At 58.7% G+C, this 24422-nt stretch carries 18 protein-coding genes, 4 tRNA genes and 1 riboswitch; of the genes, 6 read left to right on the top strand and 16 right to left on the bottom strand.

Going from position 1 to position 24422, the window contains the following annotated elements; genetic code table 11:
- Nucleotides 1-65 precede the first annotated feature (65 nt).
- Nucleotides 66-142, bottom strand: a tRNA-Arg gene (locus ABIA48_RS21575).
- Nucleotides 143-433: 291 nt separating this feature from the next.
- Here ABIA48_RS21575 and ABIA48_RS21570 point away from each other — a divergent pair.
- The 3 genes from ABIA48_RS21570 (at nucleotide 434) to ABIA48_RS21560 (ending at nucleotide 1598) form a co-directional block, all read left to right on the top strand.
- The gene (locus ABIA48_RS21570) at nucleotides 434-655 is read left to right on the top strand and encodes a hypothetical protein (protein WP_429492909.1); all 222 of its coding nucleotides are present in this window, start codon (nucleotides 434-436) and stop codon (nucleotides 653-655) included.
- Nucleotides 656-678: 23 nt separating this feature from the next.
- Nucleotides 679-858 carry a PA3371 family protein gene (locus ABIA48_RS21565; protein WP_095944573.1) on the top strand — a complete coding sequence of 60 codons (180 nt, stop codon included), beginning with the start codon at nucleotides 679-681 and terminating at the stop codon, nucleotides 856-858.
- A 413-nt stretch (nucleotides 859-1271) separates the two neighbouring features.
- Complete coding sequence (locus ABIA48_RS21560; RefSeq protein ID WP_007992792.1) at nucleotides 1272-1598, top strand: Arc family DNA-binding protein; 327 nt, start codon at nucleotides 1272-1274, stop codon at nucleotides 1596-1598.
- A gap of 102 nt (nucleotides 1599-1700) precedes the next feature.
- Here ABIA48_RS21560 and mgtE read toward each other — a convergent pair whose 3' ends face one another.
- Nucleotides 1701-3143, bottom strand: coding sequence for a magnesium transporter (mgtE, locus tag ABIA48_RS21555; RefSeq protein ID WP_429491190.1), 1443 nt, complete (start codon nucleotides 3141-3143; stop codon nucleotides 1701-1703).
- A gap of 320 nt (nucleotides 3144-3463) precedes the next feature.
- Here mgtE and ABIA48_RS21550 point away from each other — a divergent pair, with 320 nt between their 5' ends.
- Entirely contained in the window at nucleotides 3464-3991 is a 528-nt protein-coding gene (locus tag ABIA48_RS21550) for a cell envelope protein SmpA (protein WP_429491188.1), read from the top strand.
- 19 nt (nucleotides 3992-4010) lie between these two features.
- On the opposite strand, the gene ABIA48_RS21545 is transcribed toward ABIA48_RS21550, so the two are convergent.
- From ABIA48_RS21545 to ltaE, 7 genes are all read right to left on the bottom strand, one after another.
- Nucleotides 4011-4087, bottom strand: a tRNA-Arg gene (locus ABIA48_RS21545).
- Between the two features lie 72 nt (nucleotides 4088-4159).
- Nucleotides 4160-4236: transfer RNA gene (locus ABIA48_RS21540), tRNA-Arg, on the bottom strand.
- Between the two features lie 107 nt (nucleotides 4237-4343).
- Nucleotides 4344-4434: transfer RNA gene (locus ABIA48_RS21535), tRNA-Ser, on the bottom strand.
- A gap of 62 nt (nucleotides 4435-4496) precedes the next feature.
- Nucleotides 4497-4685 carry a carbon storage regulator CsrA gene (csrA, locus tag ABIA48_RS21530; RefSeq protein ID WP_002554426.1) on the bottom strand — a complete coding sequence of 63 codons (189 nt, stop codon included), beginning with the start codon at nucleotides 4683-4685 and terminating at the stop codon, nucleotides 4497-4499.
- A 188-nt stretch (nucleotides 4686-4873) separates the two neighbouring features.
- Complete coding sequence (locus ABIA48_RS21525) at nucleotides 4874-6115, bottom strand: aspartate kinase (protein WP_429491186.1); 1242 nt, start codon at nucleotides 6113-6115, stop codon at nucleotides 4874-4876.
- Between the two features lie 91 nt (nucleotides 6116-6206).
- The gene (gene alaS, locus ABIA48_RS21520; RefSeq protein ID WP_429491184.1) at nucleotides 6207-8828 is read right to left on the bottom strand and encodes an alanine--tRNA ligase; all 2622 of its coding nucleotides are present in this window, start codon (nucleotides 8826-8828) and stop codon (nucleotides 6207-6209) included.
- A gap of 146 nt (nucleotides 8829-8974) precedes the next feature.
- Nucleotides 8975-9979: a low-specificity L-threonine aldolase gene (ltaE, locus tag ABIA48_RS21515; RefSeq protein WP_429491182.1), complete on the bottom strand. Its 1005-nt coding sequence runs from the start codon at nucleotides 9977-9979 to the stop codon at nucleotides 8975-8977.
- Nucleotides 9980-10263: 284 nt separating this feature from the next.
- Nucleotides 10264-10434, top strand: a riboswitch (FMN riboswitch).
- 114 nt (nucleotides 10435-10548) lie between these two features.
- Here ltaE and ABIA48_RS21510 point away from each other — a divergent pair.
- Nucleotides 10549-11058: a 6,7-dimethyl-8-ribityllumazine synthase gene (locus ABIA48_RS21510; protein ID WP_007992781.1), complete on the top strand. Its 510-nt coding sequence runs from the start codon at nucleotides 10549-10551 to the stop codon at nucleotides 11056-11058.
- Nucleotides 11059-11201: 143 nt separating this feature from the next.
- On the opposite strand, the gene astE is transcribed toward ABIA48_RS21510, so the two are convergent.
- The 7 genes from astE to ABIA48_RS21475 all read right to left on the bottom strand — a co-directional run bounded on the left by astE (nucleotide 11202) and on the right by ABIA48_RS21475 (nucleotide 19107).
- Nucleotides 11202-12212: a succinylglutamate desuccinylase gene (gene astE, locus ABIA48_RS21505; protein WP_429491180.1), complete on the bottom strand. Its 1011-nt coding sequence runs from the start codon at nucleotides 12210-12212 to the stop codon at nucleotides 11202-11204.
- Between the two features lie 12 nt (nucleotides 12213-12224).
- Nucleotides 12225-12515: a hypothetical protein gene (locus tag ABIA48_RS21500; RefSeq protein WP_007992779.1), complete on the bottom strand. Its 291-nt coding sequence runs from the start codon at nucleotides 12513-12515 to the stop codon at nucleotides 12225-12227.
- A 61-nt stretch (nucleotides 12516-12576) separates the two neighbouring features.
- Nucleotides 12577-13923 carry an N-succinylarginine dihydrolase gene (gene astB / locus ABIA48_RS21495; protein ID WP_429491177.1) on the bottom strand — a complete coding sequence of 449 codons (1347 nt, stop codon included), beginning with the start codon at nucleotides 13921-13923 and terminating at the stop codon, nucleotides 12577-12579.
- Nucleotides 13924-14087: 164 nt separating this feature from the next.
- Nucleotides 14088-15557, bottom strand: a complete 1470-nt coding sequence (gene astD, locus ABIA48_RS21490) for a succinylglutamate-semialdehyde dehydrogenase (protein WP_429492907.1) — start codon at nucleotides 15555-15557, stop codon at nucleotides 14088-14090.
- Nucleotides 15554-16579 (bottom strand): arginine N-succinyltransferase, encoded by a 1026-nt coding sequence (gene astA / locus ABIA48_RS21485; RefSeq protein ID WP_429491175.1) that lies wholly within the window; start codon nucleotides 16577-16579, stop codon nucleotides 15554-15556. The genes astD and astA overlap by 4 nt, the downstream gene beginning before the upstream one ends.
- Nucleotides 16580-16652: 73 nt before the next feature.
- Nucleotides 16653-17672, bottom strand: coding sequence for an arginine/ornithine succinyltransferase subunit alpha (aruF, locus tag ABIA48_RS21480; protein ID WP_102669988.1), 1020 nt, complete (start codon nucleotides 17670-17672; stop codon nucleotides 16653-16655).
- 214 nt (nucleotides 17673-17886) lie between these two features.
- Nucleotides 17887-19107, bottom strand: a complete 1221-nt coding sequence (locus tag ABIA48_RS21475; RefSeq protein ID WP_429491172.1) for an aspartate aminotransferase family protein — start codon at nucleotides 19105-19107, stop codon at nucleotides 17887-17889.
- A 294-nt stretch (nucleotides 19108-19401) separates the two neighbouring features.
- Between ABIA48_RS21475 and ABIA48_RS21470 the strand changes: the two genes are divergently transcribed.
- Nucleotides 19402-24420, top strand: coding sequence for a dermonecrotic toxin domain-containing protein (locus tag ABIA48_RS21470; protein WP_429491170.1), 5019 nt, complete (start codon nucleotides 19402-19404; stop codon nucleotides 24418-24420).
- Nucleotides 24421-24422 lie beyond the last annotated feature (2 nt).

Below are 24422 nucleotides of genomic sequence, written 5' to 3'. Positions count from 1 at the left end.
AACTTTATCTACAAGTCGTGAAAATGAAGGGTTGAAACAGGTATAAGGCGGGGAGCTGCAAAATATGGTGTCCCAGGGCAGGTTCGAACTGCCAACCTTCCCCTTAGGAGGGGGATGCTCTATCCAATTGAGCTACTGAGACACATGTTGACCACGACGAAACGCGGTGCGATGGACGGCGTGCATGTTAACGGTCGGGCCAGCGTTTGTCATGTCGTCCGTAGGGCTTTTTAAGTGTAGGCAGACGCCTCTGCCGGGCGCGGATTTGTTTGCCGTGCAAATTGCATCAGCGCAAAAAGCCATCATTGCAAAACGCAAGACCGGTGTTTCGCGAAAATATTCTAATTCGTTGTTTTTAATGAATTTAATTGCCGATAGACTCTGGCACGCGTGCTGCTTCAGCTGTTCTCACAGAACCACGGAGGCCCGCCTCATGATCAGCGCCCTTTTACTCTCGAATGCAATCGCCCTGACAGTTTTGCCGGGTTTTCATTTTACCCCCGAGAGCGGTGCAGCGCAGGTTGCCCAGCGAATGCCACATTACCTTCAACTGCAGAAAGCCCCGCCGTTGGCAGTGAAAAGCGATCAGCATGGCTTTGCCAGCCAGGAAAATATCCTGATGCCGGCTCCGTCTGCCGAACGCTTGGTATTTTGAATGACCCTCACCAGGAGCACAGCATGTCCAGATCAGCCGCGAGTTTCTTCATCCTCGCCTTGTTGAGCGGCATTTTTCATCTGTCATTGACCCAGGACATGGTCGTCACCCTCCCTCTGATCGCCTGCGGTGTATTCAGCGCTCTTTTCGTACTTGCCCTGATTGCCGGACGCAAGATCAAGTTTGATCCGGTCCTGCGCTAATCCGTGTATGGCAGATCCGGCACAGGGGCCTGCCATCCATCCTGAATTCCCCCTCGCCATAAGACTCCCCCTAGTAAATCGGCCATTTGCCACTATCCTGTAAGGGCAAGGAACAGAGATCGAGTCCTGTTTTTCCTGCCCATCAGATACCTTTCGTCGGGTGGAGAAGGCGCTAAGCGATACGGCCCGGTCGAACTTTTCAAACCAGTATGCATTTCTGATAATTGGTGCTGGCAGAAAGCCTTTATACAGTTCAATATTTGTCACAGAATTGACGCCAAGGATCTGGCTGATTTGGGGCATGATGCGCGCCTCTATCAATTCAGGTTGAACATTTGGTCAGAGCGCTTGTCCTACCAGACATCCTGCGGCCAATCCCGAAAACCGCTCCCCTGAACTAACCGGTTAAATATATGCGCCCATTGAAACAGGCAATTTATTCCAGCCGTACGGCTGACAAGTTCGTCGTACGTCTGCCAGACGGAATGCGTGAACGCATTGCCGAGGTGGCTCGCAATCATCATCGCAGCATGAACTCCGAAATCATTGCGCGCCTCGAGCAGAGTCTTATTCAGGAAGGCGCACTGGGAGAAGAGTTGAGCATGCGCCTGGACAGCCCGGAGTTGTCCTTGCACGAACGGGAGTTGCTGCAGCGCTTCCGCCAACTCTCCCACCGGCAGCAGAACGCCCTGGTTTCGCTGATCGCCCATGACGCTGAAATGGCCTCCGACGCGTCCTGATTCAGCCAGAAAGTTCAAGCCAGCCTGATCGCTGGCTTTTTTTTCGCCTGAAATCCGGGCACAAAAAAACCCGCCAGATGGCGGGTTTTAGTGAAAGGGACTTTATAGCAGGAAGATGGTTGCCAACCCCAGGAAGATGAAAAAGCCGCCACTGTCGGTCATGGCGGTAATCATCACACTGGCGCCCATCGCAGGGTCACGCCCCATCTTCGCCAGCGTCATCGGAATCAAGACCCCCATCAACGCCGCCAGCAACAGGTTGAGCGTCATCGCGGCGGTCATCACCACACCGAGAGACCAGCTGCCATACAGCAAGTAGGCGACCACCCCGATCACCCCACCCCATATCACGCCGTTGATCAACGCTACTGCCAACTCTTTGCGCATCAGGCGCGAGGTATTACCGGTGCTCACCTGATCCAATGCCATGGCCCGGACAATCATGGTGATGGTCTGGTTGCCCGAGTTACCACCGATCCCCGCCACGATCGGCATCAAGGCCGCAAGCGCCACGAGCTTCTCGATCGAGCCTTCAAACAAACCGATTACCCGAGAAGCCACGAACGCGGTGATCAGGTTGATCGCCAGCCAGGCCCAGCGGTTACGCAAGGATTTCCAGACCGACGCAAAAATGTCTTCCTCTTCACGCAGACCCGCCATGTTGAGAACTTCGCTTTCGCTCTCTTCACGGATCAGGTCGACCATTTCATCGATGGTCAGACGGCCGATCAGCTTGTTGTTCTTGTCGACCACGGGCGCGGAGATCAAGTCGTAACGCTCGAACGCCTGGGCAGCATCGTAAGCATCTTCGTCCGGGTGGAAACTCACCGGATCGCTGGCCATCACCTCGGAAACCTGTTTGTCCGGATCGTTGACCAGCAAACGCTTGATCGGCAACACGCCCTTGAGGACGCCATCGTAATCGACCACGAACAGCTTGTCGGTGTGGCCCGGCAACTCCTTGAGACGGCGCAGGTAGCGCAGGACCACTTCAAGACTGACATCCTCGCGGATAGTCACCATCTCGAAGTCCATCAACGCACCGACCTGCTCCTCGTCATAGGACAGGGCCGAACGCACGCGCTCGCGTTGTTGCTGGTCGAGGGTCTCCATGAGCTCATGGACGACGTCTCGCGGCAGCTCGGAGGCCAGGTCAGCGAGTTCGTCGGCATCCATGTCCCTGGCCGCCGCCAGGAGCTCGTGATCGTCCATGTCGGCGATCAGCGATTCACGAACCGAATCGGATACTTCGAGAAGGATGTCGCCGTCGCGATCGGCCTTGACCAGTTGCCAGAGCGTCAGACGATCGTCCAGCGGCAAGGCTTCAAGAATGTAGGCGACGTCGGCGGAGTGCAGGTCATCGAGCTTGCGTTGCAACTCGACAAGGTTCTGCCGGTGAACCAGGTTCTCGACCCGGTCATGATGCGGGCCTTCCTGGCGGTGAGTCAGGTCTTCTACAACTCGCTGGCGCTGCAGCAATTCAACCACCTGAGCCAGGCGATCCTGCAAGCTTTCCTGCGTTTTCTTTACTTCAACTTCGGACATAGGCGAACTCCACTCCCAGCAGCGGGGCACGCCGGAAGGATCAATCAGTCAATTCATGATTGGTAAAACGGGGTACTGAGTAACTACTGGGTAAGTCCATGGAGATATTCCACAAGCCCCGGCGGGGCTGACGGGCGCAATGATACACCGCCTGACGGCTTTAAACGTTAAAAAATCTTGGCTGAAACAAGCGCTTGCACAACAAACTTGAGCATCGTCCTGATCCATGAAAATGCGACGACGCATTCTGAAAAGAAAACACACCCCCTTCGAAAATTGTAGCCGCTACCCTTGAAAAGGAACGTCATGGAGGACGCCCGATGCCATCGACTGCACAATTCCTTTTGCTGCTCACCCTGCTCACCCTGCTCAGCCCCCTGCCCTTGGCACTTGCCACCACCGTTCACCGTTGCGAGGCGGCCAATGGGCGCATTACCTTCACGACGCTGAGCTGTGCCGCAGGAGAAAGCGCTTCACTTCAGGATGTCCGCACCTTTACACCTGGCAGCACGATGGCGCTCATGCCGGAAGCCGAACCCCGTGAAACGTCAGGTATGAAAATCAAAAGGAGAGAGCCGACCGTGGTCGGTCAGATGCAGGACAAATGTGGAAACCTGATCAGTGCCAGGGAGCGCCGGGACGCGATCATCAATCAGCGAGTGATAGCCGGCATGAGCCAACAAGACGTCGAAAGCGCCCTCGGCAAGCCAGACAAGATCAGTATTCGCAATTCGACGACAAGCTACCGTTACGACACCCAGCGAGGTCGCAGCGCACAGGTGGAGTTCGATGAGAAGGGATGCACGAAAGGAAAAGCCAAATCCCGGACGGCAAAAAGCCCGCATTAAATGCGGGCTTTCTGTTGTATGGTGCACTCGACAGGATTCGAACCTGTGACCGCTCGGTTCGTAGCCGAGTACTCTATCCAGCTGAGCTACGAGTGCAATTTGTGGTTTTAGACCAGATCACAACTGGTTGGAGCCAAGTTACTTACATTGCTATAAATAACTCTTAAATGGTGCACTCGACAGGATTCGAACCTGTGACCGCTCGGTTCGTAGCCGAGTACTCTATCCAGCTGAGCTACGAGTGCATTTGTTGCCGCGCATTATAGGCCGTCTAATCTCTATGTCAAACACTTTTTCTAGTAATTTCAACAACTTACCGAAAAAGCCAGATTACAACGTACTACGCAAATAATGGCGGAGAACGGGGGATTCGAACCCCCGACACCCTTTTGAGGTGTACTCCCTTAGCAGGGGAGCGCCTTCGGCCACTCGGCCAGCTCTCCGCAACACGGGGCGTATATTAACCAGCTTCTTCCCCGTTTGCAAACATAAAAAACGATAAAAATTAATGGCTTGGTTCTTCGTCCTTCTCTTTCTTGATACGCAGGTAAATTTCTTCCCGGTGAACAGCCACCTCCTTGGGAGCATTAACACCGATGCGCACTTGATTTCCTTTGACGCCGAGCACGGTCACGGTGATTTCGCCATCACCGATAATCAGGCTTTCTGCGCACCGACGAGTCAGAATCAGCATACCTTTCTCCTCACGCATTTCATTTCAGGGACAACAGTCTGCAAAAAAAAGGCACTCGACCCACAACCGGAGCGGTCGCAGCCCTACATGCCTGAGTATTGACTAGCGCGAGCAAAAGAACAGTCTCGGGAGCCCCGCCATTCAAAAAAACAAAAGGCGCGGTCAGACCGCGCCTTTTGGCAAACGCATCACTCGCCCTGGGAGGCCGGTGCGTCCAGTTCGAAAGCCGTGTGCAGAGCGCGCACAGCCAGTTCCAGGTACTTCTCTTCGATCACTACGGAGACTTTGATTTCCGAGGTCGAGATCATCTGGATGTTGATGCTTTCCTTGGCCAGGGATTCGAACATACGGCTGGCCACGCCTGCGTGAGAACGCATGCCAACGCCGACGATCGACACCTTGGCAATCTTGGTGTCGCCAACGACTTCACGGGCACCCAGTTCGCTAGCGGTTTTTTCCAGCACGGTTTGCGCCGCCTGGTAGTCGTTGCGGTGCACGGTGAAGGTGAAGTCGGTGGTGTTATCGTGCGCAACGTTCTGCACGATCATGTCGACTTCGATGTTCGCGGCACTGATCGGGCCGAGAATCTTGAAGGCAACGCCCGGGATGTCAGGCACGCCACGGATGGTCAGCTTGGCTTCATCGCGGTTGAAAGCGATACCGGAAATGATCGGCTGTTCCATGGTTTCCTCTTCATCAATAGTAATGAGGGTGCCCGGACCCTCCTTGAAGCTGTGCAGTACGCGCAGCGGAACGTTGTACTTGCCGGCGAACTCGACCGCACGGATCTGCAATACCTTGGAACCGAGACTGGCCATTTCCAGCATCTCTTCGAAGGTGATCTTGTCCAGGCGCTGAGCCACGGACACCACACGCGGATCGGTGGTGTAGACGCCGTCGACGTCGGTGTAGATCTGGCATTCGTCAGCCTTCAGGGCTGCCGCCAGCGCCACGCCGGTGGTGTCGGAACCGCCACGACCGAGGGTGGTGATGTTGCCGTGCTCGTCGACGCCCTGGAAACCGGCGACAACCACCACACGACCTGCCTTCAGGTCACCGCGAATCTTCTGGTCATCAATCTGCAAGATACGCGCTTTATTGTGCGCACTATCCGTGAGAATCCGCACCTGATTACCGGTGTACGACACCGCCGGCACGCCACGCTTGATCAGCGCCATGGCCAACAGGGCAATCGTCACCTGCTCACCGGTGGAGACGATCACGTCCAGCTCACGCGGAACCGGTTGGCCGTCGCCACTGATTTGCTTGGCCAGATCGATCAGACGGTTGGTTTCGCCGCTCATTGCAGACAGCACAACCACCAGGTCATCGCCGGCATCGCGGAATTTCTTAACCTTGTCGGCGACCTGCTCGATTCTCTCGACAGTGCCGACCGAGGTGCCTCCAAATTTCTGTACGATCAAAGCCATTTCAAAGCCGCCTCTGCCCATGAAGGGCGCCCAAATAATCACTCAAACAGCGTTGCGGCCCACCACTAGACTGCGGGCCGCAATCACTGCCTTATAGACCCTGCTCTACAAACGGAACGGTCAGGGCCAATGCTGCGTCCAGTGCGCCAGCGTCGGTACCGCCGCCCTGCGCCATGTCTGGACGACCACCGCCCTTCCCGCCCACTGCCGCAGCGGCTTGCTTCATCAAATCACCGGCTTTGAGTTGGCCAGTCAGGTCTTTGGTTACGCCTGCAACCAGAACGACCTTTTCCTCATGGACACTGCCGAGCAGGATCACTGCGCGGCCGAGTTTGTTTTTCAGTTGATCGACCAGCGCCAGCAGCGCCTTGCCATCCTGACCGTCCAGACGCACGGCCAGCACTTTCACGTCCTTGACGTCCAGCGCCTGGGCCGACAGATCGTCGCCCGCGGCACTGGCAGCCTTGGCTTGCAACTGCTCGAGTTGCTTCTCCAGCAGACGATTGCGCTCCAGCACAGCCGACAGCTTGTCGATCAGGTTGTCGCGGCTGCCCTTGACCAGGTTCGCCGCTTCCTTGAGTTGTTCTTCCGCCGCGTTCAAGTAGGCCAGTGCCGCAGCACCGGTGACGGCTTCAATACGACGCACACCCGATGCCACACCGCCTTCGCTGATGATTTTCAGCAGGCCGATGTCGCCGGTACGATTGGCGTGGATACCGCCGCACAGCTCGACCGAGAAGTCACCCATACTCAGTACGCGCACGCTGTCGCCGTACTTCTCGCCGAACAGCGCCATGGCGCCTTTTTGCTTGGCGGTTTCGATATCGGTTTCTTCGGTTTCAACCTCGGAATTCTTGCGAATCTCGGCGTTGACAATGTCTTCCAGCGCTTTCAGTTGCTCAGGCTTGATCGCTTCAAAGTGGCTGAAGTCAAAGCGCAGGCGCTGACTGTCGACCAACGAACCTTTCTGCTGAACGTGATCGCCCAGCACCTGACGCAATGCGGCGTGCAGCAAGTGAGTCGCCGAGTGGTTCAGCGAAGTCGCGTGACGCACTTCGGCGTCGACATGAGTCTCCACCGGAGTACCTACGATCAGGCTGCCCGAATCCAGTACGCCGTGGTGCAGGAACGCACCACCGGTCTTGGTGGTGTCGCGCACGTCGAAACGCGCGGCGCCAGCCTGGAGGAAGCCGCAATCACCAATCTGGCCACCGGATTCCGCATAGAACGGCGTCTGATTGAGAACGACCACGCCCTCTTCGCCTTCGCTCAGTACGTCAACCGATTGCCCGTCTTTATAGATAGCAACGATTTTGGCGGAACCGCTGTGAGCGGTGTAACCGGTGAACTCGGTGGCCACATCGACCTTGACCAGGCTGTTGTAGTCCATGCCGAAGGAGCTGGCGGAACGGGCACGGACGCGCTGGGCTTCCATTTCACGTTCGAAACCTTCTTCGTCGATGGTCAGGCTGCGCTCGCGAGCGATGTCGCCGGTCAGGTCCATCGGGAAACCGTAGGTGTCGTAGAGCTTGAATACCACGTCGCCCGGTACCACGTCGCCTTTCAGTTCAGCCAGATCCTGCTCGAGGATCTTCAGGCCCTGCTCCAGGGTCTTGGCGAACTGCTCTTCTTCGGCTTTCAGTACGCGCTCGATGTGCGCCTGCTGGGATTTCAGCTCTGGGAAGGCTTCGCCCATCTCGGCAACCAGGGCCGCAACGATCTGATAGAAGAAACTGCCCTTGGCACCCAGTTTGTTACCGTGACGGCAGGCGCGACGGATGATCCGGCGCAGCACGTAGCCGCGGCCTTCGTTGGATGGCAGCACGCCGTCGGCGATCAGGAAACCGCAGGAGCGGATGTGGTCGGCCACCACTTTCAGCGAAGCCTGGGCGTCGTTGGTGCAACCGACAGCCTTGGCCGCTGCATTCAGCAGGCTCTGGAACAGGTCGATCTCATAGTTCGAGTGAACGTGCTGCAGCACGGCACTGATCCGCTCCAGGCCCATGCCGGTGTCCACCGACGGCGCTGGCAGTGGATGCAACACGCCATCGGCGGTGCGATTGAACTGCATGAACACGTTGTTCCAGATTTCGATGTAACGATCGCCGTCTTCTTCCGGCGAGCCCGGTGGGCCGCCCCAGATGTCGGCGCCGTGATCGTAGAAAATCTCGGTGCAAGGACCGCACGGGCCGGTATCGCCCATGGTCCAGAAGTTATCGGAAGCGTACGGCGCGCCCTTGTTGTCGCCGATGCGCACCATGCGCTCGGCCGGAACCCCGATGTCCTTGGTCCAGATGTCGTACGCCTCGTCATCGCTGGCGTAAACGGTGACCCAGAGCTTTTCCTTCGGCAGGTTCAGCCATTTGTCGGAAGTCAGGAAGTTCCAGGCGTAGCTGATGGCATCACGCTTGAAATAATCGCCAAAGCTGAAGTTACCCAGCATTTCGAAGAAGGTGTGGTGACGAGCGGTATAACCGACGTTTTCCAGGTCGTTGTGCTTGCCGCCGGCGCGCACGCATTTCTGGCTGCTGACCGCGCGGGTGTACGCGCGCTTTTCCTGGCCCAGGAAGCAGTCCTTGAACTGGTTCATCCCCGCGTTAGTGAACAGCAGGGTTGGGTCGTTGCCCGGAATCAAAGAGCTGGAGGCTACACGGGTGTGGCCTTGCTCTTCGAAGAAGCGAAGGAAGGCTTCACGGATTTCTGCGCTTTTCATTAGGTTCTTCCACGGAGGCTGCGGCCAAAGGCCTGTTCGAAACGTCAACAGACGAAGCGACGGCAAAGGGCCGCATTATATCGGCCCTGCGCGCGGGGTACAGCGTGTTTATACGATAGAAACAGTCAATTGAAGCGCTAACGCTATCACTTGCGCGAAAAGTCGACGAATGTCGCGACGACTTGCTCGATTTGCGCACGGTTGATGTCCATGTGCGTGACCATGCGCAGACGAGCGGCGGCACTGAGCTTAATCCCGCGTTCACCGGCAAACGCCTTGATCGCCTCCGCCTTGTCACCCATCTGTACGTAAACCATGTTGGTTTGTACCGGCTCCACATCGAAGCCCGCGGCACGCAAGCCTTCGGCCAGCGATTGCGCATTGGCATGGTCATCGGCCAGGCGCTGAACGTTGTGATCCAGCGCGTACAGGCCTGCCGCCGCCAGAATCCCGGCCTGACGCATGCCGCCACCGACCATCTTGCGCAGGCGCCGCGCCTTGCCGATCAACGCCACCGAGCCGCACAGTACCGAACCCACCGGGGCGCCCAACCCTTTTGACAGGCACACCGAGACGGAATCGAAATACTGGGTAATTTCCCGGGCATCGACACCCAGTTTCACCGCCGCGTTGTACAGGCGTGCGCCGTCCAGGTGCAGTTGCAAGCCATGTTCGCGAGTAAAACTACGCGCCCGTGCCAGGTATTCCAGCGGCAGGACCTTGCCCTGCATGGTGTTTTCCAGCGCCAGCAAACGGGTGCGGGCGAAATGGAAGTCATCCGGCTTGATCGCCGCCGCGACCTGCGCCAGATCCAGCGAACCATCGGCCTGCACTTCCAGCGGCTGCGGCTGGATCGAGCCGAGCACCGCTGCGCCGCCACCTTCATATTTATAGGTATGGGCCTGCTGGCCAACAATGTACTCGTCACCGCGTTCGCAGTGGGCCATCAAACCCAACAGGTTGCTCATGGTGCCCGTCGGCACGAACAGCGCCGCGGCAAAACCCAGGCGCTTGGCCAGTTCGGCCTCCAGGTGATTGACCGTCGGGTCTTCGCCATACACGTCGTCACCGGTGACGGCCTTGGCCATCGCGTCGAGCATACCGGCGGAAGGTTGGGTGACGGTGTCGCTACGAAGATCGATAACGCTCATGAATCTGGCCTCGGTAAGCAGGGGAATTCCCTTTCAGGAAAGAATTACTGCGGGCATGGCGACGATTAATCAACCCTTGAACGAGTAAAAGGCCAATTGCGCCCATGTGGGAGCGGGCTTGCTCGCGAAGGCGGACTGACAGTCGACATTTGTGTTGGATATTAAACCGTCTTCGCGAGCAAGCCCGCTCCCACAGGTTCCACACCTTGACTGACCGGTATTGGCCATGCGCATACCGCAAATATGTGATAAAAACGCTGCGCCGCCAAACATTCCGGCGGCAAAAACGTTCTCAGGGCGGGGTGCAACTCCCCACCGGCGGTAATTGCGCGCAATGCGCATAGCCCGCGAGCGCTTGGTGACAGCACGGCTTCGGCAGTGCCTGGCAGCAAGGTCAGCAGACCCGGTGTGATCCCGGGGCCGACGGTCATAGTCCGGATGAAGAGAGAACGGGATTGACGGCGCCTAGCTCTATACCAAAGCGCCGTCCGTAGGCACTCGTGCCTGCGTACCCTCAAATCCCCTTCGATTCATAACGCCCTGTTTTTCACACAAACAGGAGTCAGAACATGCAACCCACCGCAATCGACAGCAAAAGCAAAAACCATCACGGCGAGCGCGTTGCGTTCATCCAGGCCTGCTGGCACAAGGAAATCGTCGATCAGAGCCGTAAAGGTTTCCTCGCCGAAATGATTGCCCAGGGTTATCAGGAATCCGACATCGACTTCTTCGAAGTCGGCGGCGCCTTTGAAATGCCCCTGCACGCCAAGTTGCTGGCCAAGTCCGGTCGTTATGCCGGCATCGTCGCGGCCGCCCTGGTGGTGGACGGCGGGATCTACCGTCACGAGTTCGTTGCCCAGTCGGTGGTCAGCGGCCTGATGCAGGTTCAACTGGAAACCGAAGTGCCGGTGTTCTCGGTGTCCCTGACCCCGCACCACTTCCATGCCGGCGAAGAGCACCAGAAGTTCTTCTTCGAGCACTTCGTGCATAAAGGTCAGGAAGCGGCGAAAACGTGTGCGGATACGCTGCACAAGGTGCGTGCGCTGCGTCGCAGCGAGCCGCGTGCGGTAGCGGTCTAAAACACAAGTAAGGTCTATGGCCTCACCCAAAACCAAATGTGGGAGCGGGCTTGCTCGCGAAAGCGGTGTAACAGTCACATCGATGCTGGATGTGCCACCGTCTTCGCGAGCAAGCCCGCTCCCACATTGGTTCTACGCTGATTTCAGGCCAGGTTTTCGTCGGTGGTCGGCACGACCAGGATGCCGGCACGCAAACCATTCTTGACTTTGGGGTTCGGGAAGATGATCCGGGCGCCCTCTTCTTCAATGACCCAGCGGGTGTTGGCGATGTCTTCCGCCAGCAGGTAACCCACTTCCAGCTCCGAAAAGTTCTCGATGTCCGCCGGCAGGTTCAGGCGGAAACTGTCACTGTGCTTGATGATTTCCCGCGCCACGCTATAAAGCTGCAAACCGTCCAGTGCTTCGCCAGTCATTTCCGGTTCGGTGTCTTCGATGATCTGCTTGAGGCTTCTCTCCAGCAGCGAGACATTGACCCCGGCGTTCTGCCCGAACGGCCGCGCCTTGCCAAGCTCCAGGGTGAAGGCCTCGGCACCGAGCTTGTCGTAGGTGTAGGCGCTGAACACGATGGACGGCTTGTTCTGCAGCAACACCGCTTCCATGCCGGCGGCACGCAGGCGTGCCAGTTCCAGGCGGGAATGCTGGCGGCCTTCCTTCCACGGATACAAGGCAAATTGCTCGATTTTCGAGCCACGAATTGCCGTGTGCAGGTCGTAATGCAGACGCCGACGGTCCGGCAGGCTGAAGAAACTCGCAGCCAGACGCTCCAGTTCACAGGCGCGCAAGGCTTCAGAGCCGCTGCTTTGTTCATGACGGCCGTTGAACAGCCGATTGACGTCCTGCTCGATAAAACGCTCGCCTTTGCGAATCGCTTCAGGATTGCCGAACAGGAACAGAATACGTGCACGCGGCTTCAGGTCGCCGCGGGCAATGTCGTGCAACAGGCGATCGAGCAACTCGATCGGCGCTGTTTCGTTGCCGTGGATCCCCGCCGACAGCAGCAAGTCCAGGCCATTGTCACGCGCCTCAGGTGGCCGGACTTCCAGCGCACCTTCGCTCAACCAGCGCATGCGCACGCCGTCGACAGTCAGTTGAGTCTTCTCCGCCGGTTCACGGCCGGCGAGGGTCAGTTCAAGCAGTTTGCCGAGGGCGAGCATAGAGCGGTTTCCTTAGTGGTCGTGGTTGCAATCCGGGCCGTGAACGTGTTCCTCATCGTCGGTGAGGTCAGCCGGTTCCATCTCCAGTTGCAGACTTACCAGATTAGTCGCCAATGGGCGTAACAGCAGGTTGGCGTATTCGGCATCGCCTTCTTCGACGTCCACGCCGATCAGCAATTGGCCTCGGCCATCCTGCTGGATCCACAGCTCTTTGCCTTGCCACATGACCGCGACGCGGGTGCAGGACGTTTCCAGTTGCGTGCCGTCGGTGTCTTCAAGGATCAGCTGCAGGGTATCGCTCATATCTTTACGCTCTCATTGGAGATGAAGCAGCGCGCTGCCGTATCAGGCGGCGCGCCGTCGATCAATTGATCTGGAATGGATAAACCGCGCCCAGTTTAAGGATTTGCGTCAGTTCATCCAGTGCCGTCCGGCACTCAAGCAGCAATTGCGGGTCCGCCAGATCGTTTTCGGTCATGCGGTCGCGGTAGTGCTTCTCGACCCATTCGGTCAGAGTGCCGTACAACGGTGCCGTCATGATAACCCCTGGGTTGACGGCCGCCAGTTCGGTTTCGTTGAGTGCGACGCGCAACCGCAGGCAAGCCGGGCCACCACCGTTCTGCATGCTCTGCTTGAGATCGAAGACTTTCACTTCGCGGATCAGGCCGCCGGAGCTGGTCAACCCTTGCAGGTACTGCCAGACACGCTCGTTGCCACGGCATTCTTCCGGCACGATCAATAGCATGGAGCCGTCAGGACGCGACAGCAGCTGGCTATTGAACAGGTAGGAACGAACCGCATCGTCCACGCTTACTGCGGAACGCGGTACACAGATCGACTGAAATTTCCCACCGACTTTGGCGAGCTTGCTTTGCAGCTCAGCCAGCATCTGTTCGGTCTCGAGGAATGCGTCCTCGTGATAGAACAGCACTTCACCGTTGCCGACCGCGATCACGTCGTTGTGGAACACGCCCTGATCGATCACCGCCGGGTTCTGCTGGGCATAGACCACGCCGTCATCGCTCAAGCCGTGCAAGCGGGCCACGGCCTGGGATGCCTCGAGGGTCTGGCGCGCCGGGTACTTCTGCGGTGCCGGGTAGCGGGTGTCGAATGCGCTGCGACCGAAGACGAAGAACTCGACGCCGGCTCCGCCGTACTCGCGGCAGAAACGCGTGTGGTTGGCTGCGCCTTCGTCACCGAACTGCGCCACGGCCGGCAAGGCGGCATGGTGGGCGAAGTGCTTCTTATCAGCGAACATTGCCCCCAGTACGCGGCTGGTGGTCGGGTGTTCGATGCTGCGGTGATATTTGCAGTTGAGGTTGGCGGCAGTGAAATGCACGCGACCGTCAGCGGTGTCGGCGCTCGGGCTGACCGTGGCGGCGTTGGCCACCCACATGCTCGACGCCGAGCAACTGGCCACCAGCAGCGGCATCGCGTCTTTGGCCGCACGCTCGATCACCTGCGCATCGGTGCCGCCAAAGCCCAGGCGACGCAGTGCGGCCACATCCGGGCGCTCTTGCGGTGCCAGCACGCCTTGCTGGAAACCCATTTCCATCAGCGCTTTCATCTTCGCCAGGCCTTGCAGCGCCGCTTCCTTCGGGTTGGAAGACTGCTGGCTGTTGCTCTGGGACGCGACGTTGCCGTAGGACAGGCCGCCGTAGTTATGGGTCGGCCCCACTAGACCGTCAAAATTGACTTCATAGGATTTCATCAGCGAGGCTCCACGAGAATCTGTTGTTATAGGCTTCTAGTAACAATTGAGTAAGACCGGGTCGCGGCCTTCGCGGGCAAGCCCGCTCCCACAGGTTCAGCGGTGTTCACAAATTTTGTGTTCGACGCAGTCCTTGTGGGAGCGGGCTTGCCCGCGAATGGGCGCTACGCCATTTTCACGCCAGGCGTGAGAGCCGCAGGCATCACCAGGCTCGGCGTTTCCAGCGAGGCCACCGGGTACGCGCAGTAATCTGCCGCGTAGTAGGCACTGGCGCGATGGTTGCCCGAGGCGCCGACGCCGCCGAATGGCGCGCTGCTTGCCGCCCCCGTCAGCTGCTTGTTCCAGTTGACGATACCGGCGCGGCTTTCCAGCCAGAATTGCTGGTAACGCGCTTCGGAGTCCGACAGCAGACCGGCGGCCAATCCGTAGGCGGTGTCGTTGGCTTCAGCGATCGCCGCCTCAAAATCAGCGTAGCGGATCACTTGCAGCAACGGGCCGAACAGCTCTTCGTCAGGACGATCGGCGACGGCGGTCACATCCAGGATACCCGGAGTCAGCAAGGCCGACCGGGCCTGAGGCTGAGTCATTTCCAGCAGCGCCACGGCGCCATTGGCCAGCAGGTGTTCCTGCGCCTCCATCAACGCTTTTGCCGCGCCAAGAGAAACCACCGAGCCCATGAACGGCGCCGGTTGCTGATCGAAAGCACCGACTTCGATGGTCGCGCTGACCGCCACCAGGCGCGCCAGCAACGTGTCGCCCCAGGCACCTTGCGGCACCAGCAAGCGGCGGGCGCAGGTGCAACGCTGGCCGGCAGAGATGAAGGCCGACTGGATGATGGTGTACACCGCGGCATCGAGGTCGGCGACCTGATCGACCACCAGTGGGTTGTTACCGCCCATTTCCAGCGCGAGGATCTTGTCCGGACGACCGGCGAATTGCTGGTGCAGATGATTACCGGTGCGGCTGGAGCCGGTGAAAAACAGACCGTCGATGCCCGGGTTCGCCGCCAGGGCGATACCGGTTTCGCGAGCGCCTTGCAGCAGGTTCAACACGCCGGCCGGCAGACCGGCCTCGATCCAGCACTTGACCGTCAGTTCGGCCACTTTCGGTGTCAGTTCGCTTGGTTTGAACAGCACGCTGTTACCGGCCAGCAGTGCCGGTACGATATGGCCGTTGGGCAAGTGCCCCGGGAAGTTGTAAGGACCGAACACTGCCACCACACCGTGGGGTTTGTGGCGCAGTACAGCGGTGGCGTCGCCCAGCGGGCCGCTCTTCTCGCCGGTGCGCTCGCGGTAGCTCTGCACCGAGATGGCAATCTTGTTGACCATGCTGGTGACTTCGGTCGCCGCTTCCCACAGGGGTTTGCCGGTTTCTTCGCCGATAGTGCGAGCCAGTTCGTCCGCATGATTCTTCAGCGCGGCAGCAAAGGCTTCCAGCACCGAGATACGCTCTTCCAGGGTACGCCGCGCCCAGCCCGGAAACGCCTGGCGCGCCGCCTGCACAGCCGACTCGACCTGAGCGGCGGTGGCACCGGCGCCGGACCACAGCACCTGCTGGGTCACCGGGTTCAGCGACTCGAAGGCTTCGCCCCCACCTGCCAGCCATTCACCTGCGATGTAAAGCGACTTCATTATTTCGACTCCCGAGCTGCGGACAACGCCACGGCGCGCACTTGATCGCCTGCGTTGAGTTGAAGACGTTTGGCGGTCTGCGGATCAACCACCAGGGTGCCGGCGGCCAGACGTGCCGGCGCAGCAGTGATGCGGCAGTCCTCGCGCTTGCGGTTGTGAATGATGAATGGCGTGGCGTCGTCACCCGGTGTGCCGACGGCCAGCACCAGCGCCTGGCTGTCACGTACTGCGCGGATCTTGCCGGTTTCGCACTCGATGGCAGGACCTGCGTCGAAAATGTCGACGTAGCCCTGGTAGCTGAAACCTTCGCTCTTGAGCATGGCCAGCGCCGGCTCGGTGTCCGGGTGAACCTGACCGATCACGCTGCGCGCCTCCGGCGACAGGAAGCAGGTGTACAGCGGGAATTTCGGCATCAGTTCGGCGATGAACGCCTTGTTGCCCACGCCAGTCAGGTAATCGGCCTGGCTGAATTCCATCTTGAAGAAGTGTCGCCCCAGGCTTTCCCAGAACGGCGAACGTCCGGCTTCGTCGGAAACACCACGCATTTCGGCAATGATCTTGTTGCCGAACAGTTGCGGAAATTCGGCGATGAACAGCATCCGCGCCTTGGACAGCATGCGACCGTTGAGGCCGCTGCGGTAATCGGCGTGCAGGAACAGCGAGCACAGCTCCGAGTTACCGGTCAGGTCGTTGGCCAGGAACAGCGTCGGGATTTCGCGATAGATGTTCAGCTCTTGCGAAGCGCTGACCGTCAGACCAACCCGGAAGTTGTACCAGGGCTCACGCAGGCCGACAGCGCCGGCAATGGCGGAAATGCCCACCACACGAGCGTTGTCGTCTTCGAGCACGAACAGGTAGTCCGCGTCGCCCCGCCCGGCTTCGCCACGAAAGGTCTTCTCGGCCCAGCCGACCCGATGGGCCAGACGTTCTTCGTTGGCCGGCAAGGTGGTCAGGCCGGTGCCGGTGCTGCGGGCCAGGTCGATCAGAGCGGGTAAATCGCTGCTGCGTACGGGACGAACGATCATGCTATCTCCTCAAACGGGCCGCTAGCGCCACCCGTGAAACTCGCTGCTTTCTAAGCATTCTTTAAAGCAGGTGTTAAACCGCCACCAGGCGCACGCTGGCACCTTCACCGACGCCCAGGGCTTCGGCCGCTTCCAGATCCAGGGTCACCGGTTTGCCCGGTGCGTAGTCAAGCTCGAGCATGACCGCGCGGTAGTCCTGCAACTGGGCATTGGCGACCAGGTACTGGCGACCGACACCTTTGACCGGCTCACCGATCTTCACCGGCACCACACGGCTCTGGGCAATCGAACGGATCCCCGAGACACGGGCATGCAACGTCGGGCCACCGTCAAAGATGTCGATGTAGTGATCGGTCTCGAAGCCTTCGCGCATCAGGATGTCGAAGGTGATCTGCGCCCGCGGGTGCACCTGGCCCATCGCTTCTTGCGCGGAGTCCGGCAGCAGTGGCACGTAGATCGGGTAATGCGGCATCAGTTCGGCGAGGAACGTACGGCTTTTCAGCCCGCACAGACGCTCGGCTTCGGCGTAGTTGAGATCGAAGAAATTACGACCGATGGCATCCCAGAATGGCGAGTCGCCGTTTTCATCGCTGTAACCGACGATCTCGGTCACCACGGAATCGGCAAAACGCTCCGGATGGCTGGCCACGAACAGCAAACGACCACGGGAATTGAGTTCGGCCCAAGGCGAACCCACCAGCTCGCGCTGCACGTAGAAACTGGTCAGCAAGCTGTTGCCGGTCAGGTCGTGGCACTGCGAGAGCACGTGGATCTTGTTGTGAATCTTCAGCTCGCGGGAAGCGTGCACGAACGTTTCGTTGCGGAAGCTGTAGAACGGCTCGGAATAACCGGCCGATGCCACGATGGCCGAGCAACCGACCAGCTTGCCGGTGGTAGAGTCTTCGAGGACGAAGAAATAGCTTTCCTCACCGTTGAAACTCACTTCGGCGGCGAACGAAGCTTCGCTTGCCGCGATCTTGTCGCTCAGGCGCTCAACGTCATCCGGCAAGGAAGTGACACCAATCGGACTGTCCGCAGCCAGACGCTGTACCTCGCCCAGATCAGCCATTTGCGCGGGGCGCATCACCAGCATGGTGTCACTCCTTTATCTCAGAACTTACAGAAGAAAAATCCCGGGCCTACACAGAGATCAGTGTGGGAGCGGGCTTGCTCGCGAAAGCGGTGGGTCAGACAGTAAAAATGTTGACTGATACACCGCTTTCGCGAGCAAGCCCGCTCCCACATTTGATCGTGCCCGGCATCAAAATTGGGTTCGACGCCTGAAAGGTCAGGCGTCGAAGGGTCTATCAGGCTTGCGTCAGTTTTGCTGCGGCACGTTCGAAGCGGTCCAGACCGGCATCGATATCGGCGTCTTCCACCACCAGGCTTGGGGCGAAACGCACCACGTCCGGGCCGGCTTGCAGCACCATCAGGCCTTCTTTTTCAGCGGCGTTGAAGATGTCCTTGGCCTTGCCTTTCCAGGCATCGCTCAACACGCAACCGATCAACAGGCCCATGCCACGGACCTTGGTGAACAGGCCGTATTTTTCGCCGATCTGCTCAAGGCGCGCCTTGAACTTGTCGTGCTTGGCCTTGACGCCGGCCAGCACTTCAGGGGTGTTGACCACGTCGATCACGGCTTCCGCGACAGCGCACGCCAGCGGGTTGCCGCCGTAAGTGGTGCCGTGGGTGCCGACGACCAGGTGCTTGGCCAGGTCTTCGGTGGTCAGCATGGCTGCGATCGGGAAACCGCCGCCCAGGCTCTTGGCGCTGGTCAGGATGTCCGGAATCACACCGTAATGCTGGTAGGCAAACAGATGGCCAGTACGGCCCATACCGGTTTGCACTTCGTCGAAGATCAGCAGCGCGTTGTGCGCGGTGCACAGTTCGCGGGCACCTTGCAGGTATTCGAGTTCGGCCGGGATGACACCGCTTTCGCCCTGGATCGGCTCCAGCACCACAGCGCAAGTCTTGTCGGAAATGGCGGCTTTCAGCGCGGCCAGATCGTTGTACGGCACGTGGGTGATGCCGGTGATCTTCGGACCGAAGCCATCGGAGTACTTCGACTGGCCACCAACGTTCACGGTGAACAGGGTACGGCCGTGGAAGCTGTTGAGCGCGGCGATGATTTCGTACTTCTCGCTGCCGAAACGGTCGAAGCCAACGCGACGGGCCAGCTTGAAAGCGGCCTCGTTGGCTTCGGCTCCGGAGTTGCAGAAAAAGGCGCGGTCGGCAAAGGTGGCATCGACCAACTTATGCGCCAGGCGCAGGGCCGGCTCATTGGTGAACACGTTGGACACGTGCCACAGCTTGTTCGCCTGCTCGGTCAAGGCACCGACCAGCGCCGGATGCGCGTGGCCCAATACGTTAACGGCAATCCCGCCAGCGAAGTCGATCAGCTCGCGACCGGACTGGTCCCAGACGCGGGAACCGGCGCCACGCACAGGAATGAATGCGGCAGGCGCATAGTTGGGAACCATTACCTGATCGAAATCGGCGCGTTGTACCGCAGCGTGCTCAACGGACATCGGAGTCTCCTGAAGAGAAAACACTCGCCTGAAACTGGCGAGCTTGGTGAGGATTGTAAGGACAGTTTTCAGCCCGGCCTTGCCGCCAAGCGACAACTTCTTATAGCGCAAACCCCGGATTTTCCCGGGGTTTACGGCAATGCGACATATAGGGTCGCAAAGGCGCAGTTTAACTGGCGGGCGGCATTTGCGGCAGCTAGTTCAAGTCGGACGGAACGTGGTGGTAATTATGTACCGCACGCCAGGGGCGGTCATGGGTTTTGCTGACGGCCTATCAATATCAACGGCCCTCCCATGAGCATCGACACCGAACAACCCGACACCGCCTCGGCCTCATTCACCCAGGACGCTCATTTTCAGCACCTGATGAGCGCAATACCTCCATGGCTGGCTCAGGCCTCGGCGCAAAGGCGCGACACCCTGAAAGGCATCACCCCCCGCCTGCCGAACGACATCAAGGAAGTATCTCGCAGCCAGCACGCCAAGCTGCGTGAGTTGAACGCCCGACACTGGACGGCGCAGAACCGGGTCGATCGGGCCTTGGCTAACTTGCAAAACGCCGACACTTTTGCCGAACCACTGCTTCAAGCCGCCATCAAGGAACGCTTTGGCCTGACACTGGACGTCCGCCAGACATTTTTGCGTCTTTATATTCCTGCGCACATACCCTGGCTGCGACTGAAATCGGGGGCTGCACGCATCTGGACGGTGTCGTTGCTGGATGCCGCGCTGCATAACTTCGAAAGCAGCGAGACCGAGGATGACGCCTTCGAGCCTGCCTCCACCTATATCAACGCGCCTTCACCCACCGAGCAACTTCATCAACTTCCCGACATTCTGCCAACAATGCCCATTGCAGCGTTCACCCGGTTGTGCCGGGAGCTGGATATTGGCGAGCGCTACAAAGAACATCTCGAAGACAATCTGGGCATCCACAACCCGGTAGCGGCGGCAGCCCTGCAATCCAGGATCAAAAACAGCCAGAAAGCAGCGCTAACCACCGCGCTGCACATGGCGCACCTGCAAAACAAAATCAGTGGTGACACCCATGAGCTGATCGTCGGATTACGCGACGGTCATCAGAATTTGGATCTGCGCGGCCATGAAATAGCAATCATGAATGCCAACCTGACCGGCATCATACTGTTTGCCCCGGACCTGGAACGCTCGCGTAAAACAGTTCGGGTCGTGGCTTATATTCCCGACGACCCCGAACACCCGCTCAAAGAGTACGCTTCTACCGGCGCATTCGCCCAGGAGCTGACCCAGCGCTTGCGCAGCTCTGACTATCAACGGTTTTTCAGTCGCTTTGTCGACCATCAGGATCGCGGGCACTTCTTCGCTCAATTGAACAACCGCCTCGCCCCCATTACCTGGCAACCCGTGCCTTCCGGCGATCCCCGCCCTACCTGGAGGGAGCACCCAAACCAGCGACCCAATTTGCAAATGACGGCAATGCCGATCCAGGGTGACCTGTGGATTCATCTCTACCAGCGCAAACTGGACAAGATTCTCAACGATGCACGGGTCATCGCTGTGTCCACTGCCCTGGTCGACCAGAAAGCCCGATGGGCGCTATGGGATTCCTTCACGGAAATCGCCTCGGCTCTGCTTAACGTCGCAGCCTTTATCGCCCTGCCGTTCGTACCGTTGCTCGGCGAAGCAATGCTGGCCTACATCGCGTACCAATTGCTCGATGAAACCTTCGAGGGCATCGTCGACTGGGCAGAAGGCCAGACTACCGAAGCGCTCGAGCACTTCATGACGACGGTTGAGTCCGCGGTCCAGTTGGGCATCTTTGCGGCTGGAGGCGCCCTCGTCGTGGGGGAGTTTCGCTCAGTCCTGCCTCGAGAGGTCGTTGAACTCATCGACCGTTTCAAACCAGTCAAGATACCGAGTGGCGAAACCCGCTACTGGAAACCCGACCTGGTTCCATACGAGCAACGCACAGAATTGCCCAAGGGCTCGACAACCAATGATCGCGGGTTGCACATCCACCAGGGCAAAGCCTTGCTGAAGCTGGACGAAAAACTCTATGCCGTGATTGAGGACCCGGAGACCGGCCAGTCTCACATCGACCACCCTACCCGCCCCGACGCTTATAAACCCGCGCTCAAACATAACGGCGAAGGCATCTGGCAGACCGAAGTCGACCAACCGTTGGAATGGGACCAATCCAGACTTTTGCATCGCATCGGTCCGGATATGGAGCGGTTCTCTACCCGCGAACGCGAACGAATGCTCAAGATCAGCGGCGTCCATGAAAACGCACTGCGCAAAATGCACGTGGATGTCGAACGCCTGCCGCCGCTGCTCGCCGACACACTGAAACGTTTCAAGATCGAACAGGACATTCAGACCTTTATCGATCAAATGAACAGCGACCGGCCTGAAGACTTCCTCAAGGCCGATCCCGTGACACAGCTGGAGCTACTCCACGAAAACGGTTACTGGCCCGGGCAAAAAAGCCTGCGCCTGATCGATGGACAGGGGCAACCCCTCTGGCAAAGCCACCACACCGGGGCCCCGGACCTGCAAATCGATGTCAGGCAATTGAACGATGGCGACCTGCTCAAAACGTTGCTGCTGGCACTGAATGAATCCGAAATAAAAACGCTGCTGGGCGAGGAGTTCGGCGCCCCCATCACTCGTCTCGACATCCGTACCCGCACACTGCGCCGTACATTGGCGCAGATTGCCGAGCGTAAAAGAGAAACGCTGTTCGACTATCGCTACCGCAGACTCGAACACGGCACCAGCGACCTGGCGCAAACCATCATCGACGCCGAACCCGGCCTGCCGAAGAGCCTGGCAGAAGCCGTGCTCGACACCGCGAGCGAGCAGGAACGACAGCAACTTGAACGCGGCACACTACCTGCACGCCTGGCGGACTTGAGCCGTGAGGCCGGTTTGCAAACACGGGTGTCACGCGCTTATGAAGGCCTGGAACTGAAGTCGACCGCCAACAACCTCGACACACAGCGTCTGGCCCTGCACTCGCTGGAGCACTTGCCTGGCTGGTCGGGGCAACTGCGTATCGAACTGCACCAGTACAACTACGGGGGGCAGTTGATCGACAGCGTTGGCAACACCGATGCACCGCTGCGCAAAGTCCTGGTCATGACCGAAGAGGGGCCGTTTCAGGCTTACGACGGGACAGGCCGGGCACTCCATTCCACCAGCGATTTCTACACGAGTCTGCTGCAGGCATTTCCCGACTCCGAGCGTAACGCGCTGAGGCTCAACATCGGCGAAGGAGAGAAACTCAGACTGTCGATCGGCAAACATGCTTTGAGTCGCGAAGAGTTGCGCGCACTGTTATCGCACCACCCCATCTTCAAACCCACTTACGAGCCGTCAGTAATGCGGTTGCTGGGCGGCGCCGACGGCTATCGGCCTTTGCCCAAACAGATCCCAACGCTACAAGCCCGAGCCCAGGCTCTGTTTCCTCATCTCTCGGCCGAGGACCTACAGGCATTCGTCGAACGGCTACAGCAGCAGCCGAGCGGTCCGCGAGCTGAATTGACGCGATTAATCGCCGAGCACGAAAGGCTTCGCGATGGGTTGCAAAACTGGGTCAGCGACATTCCGCAGCTCATTCCCGATACCGACGTCGAAATCAGCGCGGCCCAACTCACCCAACAACAACGCAATCGCAGGCAATTCATGAACGAGTTGCTCGACTGCTGGCGCCGACAAACCACTCACCCACCGACCGACGGCGAGCACGTCGACTTTATTTTCACCCGTCCGATCCTGGGCGAGCTTCCGACGCTGAACGTCAGTTTCGATCGCGTGACCAACCTGGCGTTGTCAGGCAATAGAGCCACCAAGGGCGTGAATGGATTCATGAGGCGCTTCGCCGGGCTGCGTCGCCTGGCCTTGCGCAACTTCAACCTTGGCAATCTCCCGGACGCCATCACCCAATGGCCGCACCTCAACGAACTGATTCTCAGCGACTGTGCGCTCACCCTCACCCCGCAGAGCCAGGCGACACTCTCTGCGCTGAATAACCTGGTAACGCTGGATCTGTATCAAAACCCTCTGGGGTTACTCCCCAACGTCGAGAACATGCCCGCTCTGGAGTACATCGATGTGGCAGGGACCCACATCTCCAGCTTCCCCACCGGTTTGCTGACGCGCCCTTACCTGCGAACCGCCCTGCTCAATGACAACCGGATTGCGCAACTGCCCACCGCCCTCTTCGAGCTACCCCGCGAAAGGCAGAACGGTTTTGACCTGGGAGGCAACCCGATTGCCGCAGCCGACCGCGAACGCATCAAGCGCTATTTCATGCAAACCGGGCAGGACTTCGGTTTCTTTGCCGATCAGGACGATATTCATCGGTTACAACGGCTCTATCCAGGACTGGATCAAGAGCAAGCCAGCGACTTCATTTATCGCCTGCCCGGCACACTTGCAGACGGCCGGACAGAGCTGGCGCGCCTGGAAGCCGAGTACGAAACGCTGAGAAGCACCCTGGAAGTCTGGACTACGGACATTCCCACCAACCACCCAATCTCTGGTCAACCCCTCACGCCGCAGGAGCGGACATTCGAAGAGTTGAACCGGTTTGAATTCAAACGGAATCTGGAGAAGTGCTGGCGCCATGAAACCGATATGGACGACCTCAACGAGGCACTAGAGCCGACCTATGAGTTGACACTGACCATCAACATCACTGGCAACCTGCCGGTACTGGACGCCGACTTCAGTCACGTCTCGATGCTCTATTTGCACAGTCATGCCGGGCTGACTTCAGGGGCCGGACATTTTCTGGAGAACTTCCCGCGCCTGAGAAGCCTGACCATCCGTGAATACACACTGGGTGAAATACCCGAAGCTGTGTTCAGGATGGGCGACCTGACAGCGCTGGCCCTGACCCGGAGCCAAGTCACCCTGACTACGCAAAGCGTGATTGAACTGGCGCAAATGGAACACATGGATTATCTGGAGCTGAGCAATAACCCCTTGGGGCTGGCACCCGATGTCAGCCAGATGCCTGACCTTTCAACGCTGCTGTTGAACAGCACAGGGATCACTGAACTTCCCAAGGGCCTGCTACAACTCAAGTCCCTGGATGTGGCGGATCTGAGTGCTAATCAAATCACTGAAATACCTAGCGACATTCTGGAACTGCCGCTGGAAATCGCCGAAAGCATCAATCTGCGAGGCAATCCGCTAAACGAGCAGAGCCTGCAAACCCTTATCGCCTACTTCAAAAAAACCACCACGGATTTTGGTGTAGAAGCCGTAATCCAACGAGCGGAAATGGAGGTGTCGACGTCGGAAGATTCCGAGCCTGACGAGTGAAC

It is taken from the genome of Pseudomonas sp. S30_BP2TU TE3576, from assembly GCF_050436025.1.
GTDB lineage: Bacteria > Pseudomonadota > Gammaproteobacteria > Pseudomonadales > Pseudomonadaceae > Aquipseudomonas.
Note: the sequence above shows the minus strand (reverse complement) of the source record. Positions and strands in the feature narration are given on the sequence as shown.